Raw genomic sequence first — 13,438 nt, 5'->3', positions numbered from 1 at the left:
CAGTGAGTACGGTGAGCGACGGCCGGCCTTACCCCATGCTGCGCGAATAGCGGCGCTCGAGCAGGCGGTAGTACGTCAGCATCACGATCAGGTTTGCGATGAGCAGCAGCACGGCGATGGTCGCGCCCAGCGGCCAGTTCAGCGAACTTAGGAACTGGTCGTAGACGGCTGTGGCCGCGACCTTCAGACGACGCCCACCGAGCAGGCTCGGAATCGCGAAGGCGCTTGCCGACAGCCCGAACACCATCAGGCTGCCAGACAGAATCCCGGGCACGAGCTGCGGCAACACGATGCGGCGCAGCGTGGTCGCCGGCGAGGCCATGAGCGACAGCGCGGCGTTCTCGGTCTGCGGATCGAGCCGCTGCAGCGTCGTCCACACCGGAATGACCATGAACGGCAGCATCACATGCACGAGCGCCACGACGATGGCGAAGTTCGTGTACTCCATCTTGTACGGCCCCATGCCGGCGAGCGCGAAGGCCTGATTGATCAGGCCGCCCGAGCTCAGCAGCATGCTCCAGCCGAACGCGCGCACGACGATGGACACGAGCAGCGGGGAGAGAATCACCAGCAGGAACAGCGAGCGCCATGGGTCGCCCATGCGCGAGAGGACATAGGCCTCGAACGTTCCCACCACCGCGCACACCGCCGTGACCGTGAGCGAGATGCCGAAAGTGCGTACAAAGATCGTGTGGAAATACGCATCGAACAGCACTTCCCTGTAGTTGCCGAACTGGAAGGCCGCGATCGGGCCGCTCGCAGGATCGAACTGGTAGAACGTGAGCGCGAGCGTCATGAGCAGCGGAATGAGCACCAGCGCCACGAACAGCAGCATGGCCGGCGCGCTCATGAGCCACATCGGGAGATACGCGTGCCACGGGGCGCGGGTGTCCGGGGTGCGGCGCGCGTTGTCGGCGGCGCTCACTGGCAGTGTCTCAGCCATGCGCGCGCTCCCCGGCGTTCGGCCAAATGAAGCGCACGGCTTCGGGCTGCCAGTCGAGGCCGACCGACGCGCCTTCGCTCAGCGGCTCGCCGCCCTCGTTCTGGCAGCACACGAGCACTTCGCCCAGCGCGCTGTCCACGCGGTACAGCCACTGGCTGCCGAGGAAAAAGCGGCTCGTGACGGTGGCCGGCACGCGCCCTGCCGAGGGCTCGCACAGGCGCACCTTCTCCGGACGCAGGCACAGCGTGATGGCATCGCCCACGGCGGCGTTGCGCTCATGCGCCGAAAGATCGGCGAGCCTCGCACGCTGCGTGAGCTGCGCGCGCTGCGAGCCGAATTCGACGTGCAGATGGTCGCCGTCGCGCGCGGCCACACGGCCGGACAGCATATTGGCCTTGCCGATGAACTGCGAGACGAATGCCGTCTCGGGGCGCTCGTAGGCGCGGTACGGCGTATCGACCTGGGTGATGCGCCCGGCCTCCATGACCACGACGCGATCGCTGATCGAGAGCGCTTCGGACTGGTCATGCGTGACCATGATCGTGGTCGTGCCGATCTTGCGCTGGATGGCGCGCAGCTCGAACTGCATGTCCTCGCGCAGCTTCGCGTCGAGGTTGGACATCGGCTCGTCGAGCAGCAGCACGGGCGGCGCGATCACGACCGCGCGCGCGATCGCCACGCGCTGACGCTGGCCGCCAGAGAGCTCGCGCGGAAAGCGATGGCCGAGCTTGTCGAGCCGCACGAGCGCGAGCGCCTCGCGAATGCGATCCTGCCGCTCGGACTTCTGCACGCCGCGCATCTCCAGACCAAAGCCGACGTTATCGGCGACCGTCATGTGCGGGAACAGCGCGTAGCTCTGGAACACGATGCCCAGACCACGCTTGTTGGGCCGCATGTGCGTGATGTCGCGTCCGTCGAGCGTAATGCGGCCCGTGGTGGTCTCGACGAACCCCGCGATCATCTGCAGGGTCGTCGTCTTGCCACAGCCCGACGGGCCGAGCAGCGAGACGAACTCCCCCTTCTCCACCGAAAGATTGACGTTGGAGACGGCGTGCAAGTCGCCGAACGTCTTGGAAACATCCGTCAAAGTCAGAAAAGACATGTCGCTACCTTCGGGCGCCTGCGCACCGCAACCAATGCAATTGCACGAACAGTAGCCAGCCAAATTGCGCGCCGCAAGACAAGGATTCCATGTAACGAGATAAATGTTCCGATTATTTCTTTTGGCGGAACATATCGCGACCGACCCGGTGATTTCATTTCGCGCCACCGTCTCGGGATAATCCCTAACCACTAGCAAATACTGGATGTTTTCCCGCATTGCTCGTCATCACGGCGGTTTTCAAGCATCACCGGCTTACGCTAGTATTTCGTTTGACGGAATATTAGAGACAACAATGAACACCTCCGATTCTTCCCGCGCGGCGACTTCGGACGCCGCAGGGGCGGGCATTCTGCAGCGCACCTTTGCCGTCATCCGGGCGCTGGGCGCCGCCAAACCCGAAGGCGAACGCGTCACGCACATCGCCAAGGCGGTGGGGCTGAGCCAGGCCACGGTACACCGCATCCTCCACGCGCTCATGGCGGAACAGGTCGTGGAGCAGGACGAGACGACGAAACGCTACCGCCTGAGCGTCGAGTTCTTTGCCATGGCCGCGCAGGCCGGCAATCCGAGCGGCATGCGCACGCTGTGCCGCCCCTCCTTGCTGCGCCTGTGCGCGAGCCTGGGCGACACGATTTTCCTGCTGGTGCGCAGCAGCTTCGACGCCGTGTGCCTCGACATGTGCGAAGGCCCCTTCCCGATCCGCTCGTTTACCGGCGACATCGGCGGGCGCGTGGCGCTTGGCGTCGGCCAGGGCAGCCTTGCAATCCTGGCGTTCCTGCCGGAAGCCGAGCGAGAGGAGATCATTCGCTTCAATGTGCCGCGCCTGCGGGGCTACGGCGTGCTCGACGAGGTGTACCTGCGCACGGAGATCGAGCGTGTGCGGCAACTCGGTTATGCAGGCAGCAACAGCGGCGTGCTCGAGGGCATGGCCGGCGTGGCCGTGCCGATTTTCGACCGCACGGGGCATGCGCTCGCCGCCCTGAGCGTAGGCACGCTCGCGGCGCGGCTCACGCCGGACCGGCTGCCGATGGTGGTGGAATTGCTGCGTCGGCAGGCGGAGCTGATCGGGCCGCAGACCAACCCGTTCGACGTTGCCATGCGCCGCCCGATGCATGGCCTCACGCGCGCGCTCACGACCGAACCGCTCGCCTGACGCGATCCGGCGCAATGACGTAATGACAGCCGAAAATGGCGAGCGACCCGCGCGCGGTGCTGCGAGAATACGCGGCGGGCCCAGCGGCGAATGCCCTTCCCGCTTCCCGCTTCAGGCGCTTCAGGCGCTTCAGACACCTCAGGCGCGCGCCTCAATGCACCTCAATGCATCTCAGCGGGCTCGCGCCCCCCCTTTGCGGAGACGATTCATGGCATCAGGCGAACACGAGTACCGGATCGACGTCGAGTGGACCGGCAACGAAGGCAGCGGCACGTCGGGCTACCGCGCATACGGGCGCAATCACGAAATTCGCGCCTGCGGCAAACCGTCCATTCCCGGCTCGGCCGATCCGGCGTTTCGCGGCGACGCGTCGCGCTGGAATCCGGAAGACCTGCTGGTCGCCTCCGCGAGCGCATGCCACAAGCTCTGGTACCTGCATCTATGCTCGGACGCAGGCATCGTCGTGGAACGCTATCGCGACGAGGCCGTCGGCACCATGCTCGACACGGCCGCCGGGGGCCGCTTCACGAAGATCGTCCTGCATCCGCACGTAAGCATTCGCGCAGGCGGCGACGTGGCGCTTGCCGAAGCGCTCCATCACAAGGCACACGAGAAGTGCTACGTTGCGAACTCGGTCAATTTTCCGATCGAGTGCGAGCCGGTCGTCGACACGATCGAGGTGTGAGCCTTCGCCGGCGGCAAGCCGCGAGCGGGTGTGAGGATTCCGGTCGGCGACCACTCGCCGTAGCGCGCTGACTCACGCTGCCAGACGCCTGGCCAGCTCCGCGTCGCGCTGCTGCGCGCGCACGAACGAATCGCGCGCGCGAAAGCGCTCGACGTACCCCTTCACCGCCGGCGTTTCCGGCACGAGTCTGAACTGCGTGAGAAAGTGCATCGCGTTGCCCCACAGGGCGTCGGCCGCGGTAAACGACTCGCCGAGCCACCACGGCCCGGCCTCCTGCGACAGGTGCCGCTCCAGCGTCCACATGACCGAATCGTAATCGCCATACGGTGAACGCGAGCGCTCGGCGCCCTCGCGCCCGAGCGACCTGTCGACCACGGCCGGCTCGACACACGAGCCGTAGTACACCATCCAGCGCAGATACGGCCCGCGCCTGGGATCGCCCGGCGCCGGCGAGAGCCCCTTCTCCGGATACAGCTCGGCCAGATACATGTAGACCGCGGCTTGCTCGGTGATGACGGCGTCGCCGTGACGAATCGCGGGCACCTTGCCCATCGGATTGATCTCGAGATACTCCGAGCCGCGCTGCTCGCCGGTGGCAAAGCGCAGCAGATGCAGATCGTGCTCGGCCTGGAGCTCGTCGAGCAGTACCAATACGCCCGACGAGCGGGTGTTGGGCGCGTGATAGAACGTGATGCGTCGATCGGTCGTCATGAGTTGTCTCCAGTCCCGGGTTGGCGGCGCCTGTGGGGCCCGGCATGCGCTGCCGGATGTGGCGGCCGTCGTGGCTGTCGCATGAGCGCAATGTTACTTCAAGCGAACGGCGAACCGTCTGCCCGGTGCGCGCACATCGCGGCGATGGGGACCGGACTGGGACGAAGCCATGGAATACTTCGCGCACATCTGATCCGGCACGCGCTCCCCGCACCGTGCCGTTTGTACGGCCCGCGGCTCACCCTGCGGGCCGCCTTTTTCGACGCCTCCAGGCACGGGTGATCATGCGGCGTCCTGCACTCGCACATACGAAGGCGCCTCGACGCGCCATGGTCCCCGCCGCGTCCCGCTTGACGGGGCATTACCGGAAATCGGCAGCCATGCGCGAGCGGCGCGACCCTCAAAACGACGCAAGCCGCGCTATGATGAATCGCCCGCCATCGCGCTCGACGCCGAACGGCCGAGCGACGGCATCGCTTCCATCACGCTACGTTCTCCGAGTGCCTGACATGACCGAACGCCTGCCTGTCGAATTGCCCAAAGCCTACCGATTGCTCAACCACGGCCCGACCGTGCTCGTGGGCAGCGCCCACGACGGGCGCCGCAACGTCATGGCCGCCGCCTGGTCGATGCCGCTCGATTTCTCGCCGCCGAAGGTCGCCGTGGTGATCGATCGCAATACGCTCACGCGCGAGCTCGTCGAAGCGTCGGGCGAGTTCTCGCTCAATGTTCCGGCGCGCGCGATTGCGCGCGAGACGCTCGCCGTCGGCTCGGTCTCGGGGCACGACGTGGACAAGTTCGCGCCGGACACCGGCGTGAAGGCGTTCGAAGGCTCGCGCATCGGCGCGCCGCTCATCGAGGGCTGTCTCGCGTGGCTCGAATGCCGTGTGATTCCCGAGCCGCACAACCAGGACCGCTACGATCTGTTCCTCGGCGAAGTCGTGGCAGCATGGGCCGACCCGCGCGCGTTTCGCGACGGGCGCTGGCAATTCGAACCGGGCGTGCCGCGCAGTCTTCACTACATCGCCGGCGGCAACTTCTTCGAGACCGGCGCCGCATTCGAAGTCAGGGCATGAGTCACGGGCCCGGCGCATCCCCGCCATCTCCGGCATCTGCGGCGCGCGTGTTGTGGCGCATGAGCGCCGGCACACCATTGCAATTGCCAAGCGACGGACGGCACGGCAGAATTGACGCCGTTCCCGATCGGGGGCCGGCCAGTGCGTCAACGCCGCCGGCGCCCTCGGCCTTAGCCTCGAAACCGTCCGCGCCAGCCACCCCGTGCGCGTGCGCCGTCCAGCTGCCGGGCGCGCCGTCCGGGTCGCTGTCGGCGGCACTGCCGTCGCCTACCCGCCCGGCCTCGCCCATCCGTCGCGACATGACCGCATCCGCCGCCGCATCTCCGAACGCCGCGCCCGCCGCACACCTCTACGGCGCATCCCCGGACGAAGAGGCGGCCCGCCTCGCCGCGCTGCGCCGCTACGAAATTCTCGACACCGCGCCCGAGCCGGCCTTCGAGCGCATCGTGCGTCTCGCCTCGTATGTGGTCGGCGCGCCCATCTCGCTCATTTCGCTGATCGACGAAACCCGCCAGTGGTTCAAGGCGCGGCAGGGCCTCGACGCTGCGCAGACGCCGCGCTCGATGGCGTTCTGCGCACACGCCATTCTCGGCGACGAGGTGCTCGTGGTGCCCGACGCGCGCGCCGATCGGCGCTTCGCCGACAATCCACTCGTCACCGGCGAGCCCAACATCCGCTTCTACGCCGGCGCGCCGCTGCGCACGCCCGAAGGGCACCGGCTGGGCACGCTGTGCGTGATCGACCGCCGCGCGCGCACGCTCGACGATGAAAAGCGCGCCCTGCTCGCCGATCTGTCGGCGCTCGTGGTGGACGCGCTCGAACTGCGCCGCGCGAACCAAGTGCTCGGCGACATGGCCATGCGCGACGCTCTCACCGGGGTGCTCAATCGCCGTGCGTTTCTCATGCAGGCCGAACAGCGCTTTGCCGCCTCGCGTGCGCCGCGGCAGCGCCTGTCCGTGCTGATGCTCGACATCGATCACTTCAAGACGGTCAACGACACGTGGGGCCATGCCACCGGCGATCGCGTCATCGTGGAACTGACGCTGGTGCTGCGCGCCACGCTGCGCAAGGGCACGACGATCGGTCGCCTGGGCGGCGAGGAATTCGCGGTGCTGCTGCCCGAAGCCGACGCGCCTCGCGCCGTGCAGGCGGCCGAGCGAGTGCTGGCGGCCATCGGAAACGCCAGCGTGCCCGGCTCCCACGGGCCGGTGCGCTTTACCGCGAGCATCGGCGTGGGAAGCCTCGCGCCCGACGACGCCGATTTCGGCAGCGTCCTGCAACGCGCCGACCGCGCGCTGTACGCCGCCAAACAGGCCGGCCGCAATCGCGTTGCGGCGCTGTAACATCGACAACCATCGAGACGCCGACGAATACCGACTATGGGCAAGAACCGACTGGAAGCGTTCAGCGATGGCGTGATTGCCATCATCATCACGATCATGGTGCTGGAAATGAAGGCGCCGCACGGCAGCGATCTGGCCGATCTTCTGCCGGTGGCGCCAACCTTCCTCACGTATATCCTCAGCTACATCTACGTGGGGCTGTACTGGAACAACCATCACCATCTTCTGCATGTGGTGCAACGCGTCTCGGGCGGCGTGCTGTGGGCGAACCTGCATCTGCTGTTCTGGCTCTCGCTCGTGCCGTTCGTCACGCACTGGCTGGGGGAGAATCACTTCACCGCCTGGCCGACGGCGCTCTACGGCGTGGTGCTGTTCATGGCCGCCGTGGCGTACTACATCCTCACGCGCGCGCTGCTCGCCGTGCATGGCGAGAACGCCAACGCGAAGCTCGCCGCCGCGCTCGGGCGCGACATCAAGGGCAAGCTCTCCGTGGTGGTGTATGCGGTGGCGATCGGGCTGGCGTTCGTGGTGCCCGAGATCTCGCTCGCGCTCTACGCGCTTGTCGCCGCCGTCTGGCTGATTCCGGATCGCCGCATCGAGCATGTGCTCGAGCGGTGAGACGGCCGGAAATGCCGGCGGGTCCGTGGGCATACCATGCGCGTCGTGGGGCATCGTGGGGCGGCAGTCGACGGGCATCGGGTTTTTACGTAGTATCCGCACCATCATGCAAAACGTCACTTTCGAACTGAACGGCGAATTCATCGCCCTGAACGACCTGCTCAAGCTCTGCGGGCTCGTGGACTCCGGCGGCGCAGGCAAGGCTCTCGTGGCCAGCGGCGCGGTGAGCGTGGACGGCCGGACCGAGACCCGCAAGACCTGCAAAATCCGCGCAGGCCAGACCGTGGCGGTCGACGACGTGCGCATTCGCGTCAAGGCGGCCTGAGCCGGCGCGGCGGCAGCAGCGCAAATACTCCGTCCGAGGCGCGCCGGACCGGCGCCAAGGCGCTGCGCCACGGCGCCCTCCCGGTTTGCCCCATGTGAGCCCGCCCGCGCGGGCCGCTATACTTGAAAGCGTTTTTGGCGTGCCAGCCCAAGTCACCCCCGACATTGTCCGCAGGTCGTCCGAGGAGGACGTCGCGATGGTCGAACCCGGCTCACCGTCTCCCGCCGGCGCCACACTGCCCCCGGGGCGCGAAGCGCTTCTGGAAGCGCTCGACCGCTCGCTCGGCATGCTCACACTGACGCCGGACGGCATCATCGTCGACGTCAACGACAGGCTGCTCGGCGTCTTCGGCTATCCGCGCGCCGATCTGCTCGGCAAACCGCACGCCATGCTCTGTGCGCCCGGCGATCCCGCCTGCGGCGACGCGCTCGAGCGCGTGATCGCCACCGGCCACTCGCACACCGGCCAGGTGCGCCGGCGCCGCCACGACGGCGCCCCCGTCTGGCTCGAAGCCACCTACAACCCCGTGTTCAACGACAAGGGCGAGCTCGCCTACGTGATCAAGCTCGCCGTCGACGTCACCGCGCGCGTGGAGCGCCAGGCGGCCGACGACGCCCGCCTCCATCTGCTCTCGCTGAGCGTGGACGAAACGGACAACGCGGTGCTTATCACCGACGCCCAGGGCAGCGTGTGCTACGTGAACGCCGGCTTCACGCGCATGCTCGGCTACCGCGCCGACGAAGTGCTGGGCCGCTCGGCGCACGTGCCGTTCGGCGAGATCCGCGCCGAAGAGCTGGCCGAGGGCGCGGCGGCCGTCGACGTCCGGCAGGCGCTCACCGGCTGCCTCGTCTCGGCGCGCGACGGCCGCAGCTGCCATTGCGAGGTGCTCGTGCGCACCGCCCAGCGTCAGCCGCTCTGGGTGTCGATCGTCACCAATCCGATTCTCGACGCCGGCGGCAAGCTCGTGAACGCCGTGGTGCTGTTTACCGACATCACGCAGTCGAAGATTCAGGAAGTACTGCAGCACAAGGCGCTCGCCGCCATGGTGCGCGATGCGCCGCTCGTGGAAGTTCTCACCCTCGTGTGCCGCGAGCTGGAGCAGATCGCCCCCGAGGTCATGGCGTCGGTAGTGCGCGTGGACGCCGAAGGGCGGCTGCGCCCGCAAGCCGGGCCGAGCCTGCCGGCGCAGTACCATCAGACGGTCGACGGCGTGGCGATCGGGCCGAACGTGGGCACGTGCGGTGCGGCGGCGTTCCATGCGCGCCCGGTGATCGTCGCCGACATCGCGAACGACCCGCGCTGGGCCGACTATCGTGAGGTGGCCGCCGGCTTCGGTCTGGCCGCCTCGTGGGCGATGCCGGTCATCGCCAACGACGGCCGCGTGCTTGGCGTGCTGGCGTTCTACTACCGCACGCCGCGCGGGCCGGACGCCCTGCACGAGCGTCTCGTCGACGTATGCGTGCATCTGTGCAAGCTTGCATTCGAGCGCGACGAATCTCGCACGCGCATCCGTCAGCTCGCGTTTTCCGACAGCCTCACCGGGCTGCCCAATCGCAGCATGCTCGGCGTGCTGGCTGCGCAGGCCATTGCCAGTGCGCAGGAACTCGGCACGCGCATGGCCGTCGTCTTCATCGACCTGGACCGCTTCAAGCAGGTAAACGACTCGCTCGGACATCAGGCCGGCGACGTGCTGCTGCGCACGATCGCCCAGCGATTGCGGCGCGCGCTGCGCGGGGCGGACATCGTGGCACGGCTCTCGGGCGACGAGTTCGTGGCCGTGCTCACCGAGTGCGATCCGCAGCGGCTCGACATCGCCATCGAGCGCCTGCGCGGCGCGCTGAGCGCGCCCTGCCAGGTCGACGGCGTGACGCTCGCGCCCTCGGGCAGCTTCGGCATCAGCCTGTACCCGAATCACGGCAAGGACTTCGACCTGCTGCTCCAGCGCGCGGACATGGCAATGTATCAGGCCAAGATGGCCAGCCCGGGCAGCGTGCGCGTCTACCACGAGGACATGAACATCCGCGCGCAGGAGCGGCTCGAGCTGGAGACCGCCCTGCGCGACGCCCTGCGCCGCGGCGCGCTCGAGCTCTTCTACCAGCCGCAGATCAATCTGCTCGACGAATCGGTGTACGGTGTCGAAGCCCTTACGCGCTGGGCGCATCCGCAATACGGCGAAGTGCCGCCCTCGCGCTTCATCGCGCTGGCCGAGGAATGCGGGCTGATCGGAGAACTGGGCAACTGGACGCTGCGCGAGTCGTGTCGTCAATTGGCCGATTGGCGACGGCGCGGCGTGGGCATCGAGAGCGTATCGGTCAATCTTTCGCCGACCAACTTCCACGACCACGATCTGCCGCGCACCATCGCACGAGCGCTCGCCGATCACGATCTGCCTGCCTCGTGCCTGGCCGTCGAGATCACGGAGAGCGTGCTGATGGATCACAACCCGAGCACGCTGCGCATCATCGAAGAAGTCCACGGCATGGGCGTTCGCCTGTCGATGGACGACTTCGGCACGGGCTACTCCAGCCTCGGGTATCTGCGCCGCCTGCCGGTCTCCGAACTGAAGCTCGATCGCAGCTTCGTGCACGACATCGCGCGCGACGAAACGGTGCGCGCGCTGACCAACGCGATCATCAGCATTGGCCGCAACCTGCGTCTCACGGTCGTCGCCGAGGGCGTGGAGACGCAAGCGCAGTGCGATCTGCTCATCGCACAAGGCTATCGCGTGGCACAGGGATATCTGTTTTCGCCCGCGCTGCCGGCCAGCGACTTCGAGCGCTGGCTCGTGCAATGGTCCGCGCGGCGCGCGAGAGCAGGTGGGAACGTTGGCGCGCAAGTGCTGATGGCGTCCGCACGGACGCCCTCAAACACTCCCGCAACGGCGCCCGCGAACACTCGCATCAAGGCACCCGGCTCGACGGACGCTCCCGGCGCGCCGGATTCAAAGGACGCGTAAGGACCTCACGGGGCGAGGCCGAGTTCCATCTGATGCAGGGCCGTCTCGATGGCCTGGCTTTGCTGCTCGTCGAGGGCGTCGGCCGCGATGCTCGTATCGTGCCGGTAGATCATTTCGCCATAGACGTCGGCCAGCACACGCGCGGCCGGGCACAGTGCCCAATGGCTGTCGGCCGCCTGGCGCCGTGTCCAGTAGTTGATCGCCTGCTCGATCTCGGCGATGGAATAGTTGGCTTTCATGAGAGGTTCTGTCTCGCCGTCAATGAAACACTACGCGAAATACTGTGATTATATACAGTATCCAGGGAATCTGGGAATGGGGCCATGCACAGGTCGATTCTCGGACCCATGTTTCGGAACTGCAACACTTGATGTGGCGGGACGGAAACGGCCCCCCCTCTTTTTTTCCCAACGACGAAAATTCCGGCACCGTCTGGTACGCCAACGCGCCGCACCGCGCATGCCGCGCATGCCGCGCATGCCGCGGCCGCCGGGCCGCCCTGCGCGGCCTCGTCTCATGAGCATCGACACGCTGCGTTTGCTATGCTGCGGCTTTCGCGCGCCGCCCGGCGTTGCACACTCCGCTCTTTCCGAAATCATCGATGGCTGCAGATCCCTCTGATACGCGCGATACGTCTGATACACCTGATGCCCCTGATGCATCTGACAAGCCCGATGCGTCGAACACCGCCGCTCGCCGCAATGCCGTCGACGCGCCCATGACGCGCGGTGACCACGACGCCCGGCGCAACGCGCCCTCGCCGCCCGCCGTAACGGCACCGCCGCCCGGCGCATTGCCGCTCGCATGGCTCGGGCTGACCGCCGCTGCCGCGTGGGTGCTCAAAAGCCCGAACCCGACCTGGGGCGTCGGCGTGCTGTGCCTGTGCGCCGGATTGATTTCGTCGTTCGGCGCGCGCCGCCGAGGCCGCGCCCCCTGGCCCGCCTTCTTCACCGGCTTGCTGCCGGTAGGCGTCGCGCTCTTCTTCGCGCTGCTCATGCTGCGCCCGCTGCTGCGCTGACACGTCATCGGGGCGCCACGGCACTGTCACCGGCACGCCAGGCCCTCGCGCTCACGAGTTACCCACAGCTTCTGTGGATAACCCACTGGATAACCCGGCAGCACGCCTTCGAGATGCCCGCCGTTACACGCTGTCAAGAGGATTGCCCGTTTCGGCGTCACGCCTGGGCAAATTTTTTGCGCTTGACGTTTCTCTCCGCATCTGTGCAACGGCGTCATCGCTTTGACACGCGGCCGCCCGCCGGGAAAAAGGGTCGGGGCCGCGGTCGGGGGCCGAGGATCCGGGGCGTCTCCCAGGGTTCGCAGTCTCTCGGAATCGGCCTATGATGGAGACACGCGATACCTCGCGATGCATTTCAGCCATTCCGGGAGAACGTCTCGTATGACTCAATCCGACAAACCGAAGGTTTCCACTGCACCGTCGTCAGCCGACAGCCTTGCGACAGAAGAGGAGCGCGTCCACCTGGACGAGCTGCTCGCGCGCCACTCGGTCACCGAGACCGTGGACCGCGCTTCGGTGATCGATCTGATCAAGGCGCTGCGCTCGCCCGACGTGCAGACGCCGGAAGACCGGCAACGGGTGGTCGAGAAGAGCCGGCTGTGGAAGGAAGTGTCGCACCGCGATACCGCCATGTCACTGCTGAACTCGCTCGCCCAGATGGCGCCCATCCTGCTCAATCAGATTCACTGGTGAGCCCACGAGCGCGCCGGCGTCGTCCGGCGCCGATTGATCTGGATTAAATGCGTCTTTCGAAAGCCGCGCGGCATGCACGATTTCGCCATGCCGGTGCCTTACAATGCGGGTCGCGCAAGTTTTCCCCTGTGACCCACATCATGACCACCACCACGCTGGAAGCCCCTACCGAGTTCAAGAGCTGGATTTGCCTGATCTGCGGCTGGATCTACAACGAAGCCGAAGGCGCGCCGAACGACGGCCTCGCCCCGGGTACGCGCTGGGCCGACGTGCCCGCCGACTGGCGCTGCCCCGAATGCGACGTTTCCAAGGAAGATTTCGCCCTCTCCGAGTTCTGAGCACCTGCGCCGAGACCGGCGCCGGCAACGTTCGGCCAAGGTCATGCGCGGCATGCGCCGCGAGGTGTGAACGCCGGCGTCAATGGCGCCAGCCCCATCCACGTCCGCCGCGCCAGCCGTCGCGGTAGCCGCGGTAATAGCCGCCCGAGACGCCGAAGGTCACCACGGGCGCCGGCGCCACCGCGTAGCCCGGCGCATAGCCGTAGCCGTAATAGTCGTCGTAGCCGTAGGCGCCGTATGCCGGCTGGCCATACGGCACGGCCACGCAGCCCGCCATCAGCATGACAATGGCAGCACCGCCGGTGAGCATGGACAAGCGTTTCACAATGATGTCTCCCGCATGAGTTCTTGACGCCAGGGTCAGCGACGCCGGCCCCGCACGGATCATTAGACATGCAGGTTCCCGTGAAATGCGGCGAAAGTGTCCGCGCTTTGGTTACCAAACGTGACATTGGTAACACCGCCGGCAGGTGA

The 13,438-nt window shown here is 66.9% G+C and carries 14 protein-coding genes and 1 pseudogene; 10 read left to right on the top strand and 5 right to left on the bottom strand.

What is annotated here, in order from left to right:
* Positions 1 to 28 precede the first annotated feature (28 nt).
* Together PNO31109_RS12370 and PNO31109_RS12365 are read right to left on the bottom strand one after the other, a co-directional pair.
* Complete coding sequence (locus PNO31109_RS12370; protein ID WP_150555803.1) at positions 29 to 943, bottom strand: ABC transporter permease; 915 nt, start codon at positions 941 to 943, stop codon at positions 29 to 31.
* Positions 936 to 2,045 carry an ABC transporter ATP-binding protein gene (locus tag PNO31109_RS12365; RefSeq protein WP_150555802.1) on the bottom strand — a complete coding sequence of 370 codons (1,110 nt, stop codon included), beginning with the start codon at positions 2,043 to 2,045 and terminating at the stop codon, positions 936 to 938. The genes PNO31109_RS12370 and PNO31109_RS12365 overlap by 8 nt, the downstream gene beginning before the upstream one ends.
* A 295-nt stretch (positions 2,046 to 2,340) precedes the next feature.
* Here PNO31109_RS12365 and PNO31109_RS12360 point away from each other — a divergent pair, with 295 nt between their 5' ends.
* Together PNO31109_RS12360 and PNO31109_RS12355 are read left to right on the top strand one after the other, a co-directional pair.
* Positions 2,341 to 3,201 carry an IclR family transcriptional regulator gene (locus PNO31109_RS12360; protein ID WP_150555801.1) on the top strand — a complete coding sequence of 287 codons (861 nt, stop codon included), beginning with the start codon at positions 2,341 to 2,343 and terminating at the stop codon, positions 3,199 to 3,201.
* A gap of 208 nt (positions 3,202 to 3,409) precedes the next feature.
* Positions 3,410 to 3,886: an OsmC family protein gene (locus PNO31109_RS12355; RefSeq protein ID WP_150555800.1), complete on the top strand. Its 477-nt coding sequence runs from the start codon at positions 3,410 to 3,412 to the stop codon at positions 3,884 to 3,886.
* Positions 3,887 to 3,958: 72 nt separating this feature from the next.
* On the opposite strand, the gene PNO31109_RS12350 is transcribed toward PNO31109_RS12355, so the two are convergent.
* The gene (locus PNO31109_RS12350; protein ID WP_150555799.1) at positions 3,959 to 4,597 is read right to left on the bottom strand and encodes a glutathione S-transferase family protein; all 639 of its coding nucleotides are present in this window, start codon (positions 4,595 to 4,597) and stop codon (positions 3,959 to 3,961) included.
* A 509-nt stretch (positions 4,598 to 5,106) separates the two neighbouring features.
* On the opposite strand from PNO31109_RS12350, the gene PNO31109_RS12345 reads away from it, so the two are divergent.
* The 5 genes from PNO31109_RS12345 (at position 5,107) to PNO31109_RS12325 (ending at position 10,915) form a co-directional block, all read left to right on the top strand.
* Positions 5,107 to 5,673, top strand: a complete 567-nt coding sequence (locus PNO31109_RS12345; RefSeq protein ID WP_150555798.1) for a flavin reductase family protein — start codon at positions 5,107 to 5,109, stop codon at positions 5,671 to 5,673.
* A 299-nt stretch (positions 5,674 to 5,972) separates the two neighbouring features.
* Positions 5,973 to 7,016, top strand: coding sequence for a GGDEF domain-containing protein (locus tag PNO31109_RS12340; RefSeq protein ID WP_150555797.1), 1,044 nt, complete (start codon positions 5,973 to 5,975; stop codon positions 7,014 to 7,016).
* 36 nt (positions 7,017 to 7,052) lie between these two features.
* Positions 7,053 to 7,634, top strand: coding sequence for a TMEM175 family protein (locus PNO31109_RS12335; protein ID WP_150555796.1), 582 nt, complete (start codon positions 7,053 to 7,055; stop codon positions 7,632 to 7,634).
* Positions 7,635 to 7,740: 106 nt separating this feature from the next.
* Positions 7,741 to 7,959, top strand: coding sequence for an RNA-binding S4 domain-containing protein (locus PNO31109_RS12330; RefSeq protein WP_150555795.1), 219 nt, complete (start codon positions 7,741 to 7,743; stop codon positions 7,957 to 7,959).
* A gap of 196 nt (positions 7,960 to 8,155) precedes the next feature.
* Complete coding sequence (locus PNO31109_RS12325; protein ID WP_150555794.1) at positions 8,156 to 10,915, top strand: sensor domain-containing protein; 2,760 nt, start codon at positions 8,156 to 8,158, stop codon at positions 10,913 to 10,915.
* Between the two features lie 5 nt (positions 10,916 to 10,920).
* Here PNO31109_RS12325 and PNO31109_RS12320 read toward each other — a convergent pair whose 3' ends face one another.
* Positions 10,921 to 11,154, bottom strand: coding sequence for a DUF3717 domain-containing protein (locus PNO31109_RS12320; RefSeq protein ID WP_150555793.1), 234 nt, complete (start codon positions 11,152 to 11,154; stop codon positions 10,921 to 10,923).
* A 479-nt stretch (positions 11,155 to 11,633) separates the two neighbouring features.
* Between PNO31109_RS12320 and PNO31109_RS12315 the strand changes: the two genes are divergently transcribed.
* The 3 genes and pseudogenes from PNO31109_RS12315 to PNO31109_RS12305 all read left to right on the top strand — a co-directional run.
* Complete coding sequence (locus PNO31109_RS12315) at positions 11,634 to 11,933, top strand: hypothetical protein (RefSeq protein WP_150555792.1); 300 nt, start codon at positions 11,634 to 11,636, stop codon at positions 11,931 to 11,933.
* Between the two features lie 381 nt (positions 11,934 to 12,314).
* Positions 12,315 to 12,626 carry a hypothetical protein gene (locus PNO31109_RS12310; RefSeq protein ID WP_150555791.1) on the top strand — a complete coding sequence of 104 codons (312 nt, stop codon included), beginning with the start codon at positions 12,315 to 12,317 and terminating at the stop codon, positions 12,624 to 12,626.
* 161 nt (positions 12,627 to 12,787) lie between these two features.
* Positions 12,788 to 12,964 (top strand): annotated as a pseudogene (locus tag PNO31109_RS12305) (rubredoxin); the annotation flags it as partial.
* Positions 12,965 to 13,043: 79 nt separating this feature from the next.
* Here PNO31109_RS12305 and PNO31109_RS12300 read toward each other — a convergent pair.
* A complete protein-coding gene (locus tag PNO31109_RS12300; protein ID WP_244958166.1) occupies positions 13,044 to 13,289 on the bottom strand; it encodes a hypothetical protein in 246 nt (81 codons plus the stop codon).
* Positions 13,290 to 13,438 lie beyond the last annotated feature (149 nt).

It is taken from the genome of Pandoraea nosoerga (assembly GCF_902459585.1).
Classification (GTDB): Bacteria; Pseudomonadota; Gammaproteobacteria; order Burkholderiales; family Burkholderiaceae; genus Pandoraea; species Pandoraea nosoerga.
This window is presented reverse-complemented; position numbering and strand designations above follow the sequence as displayed.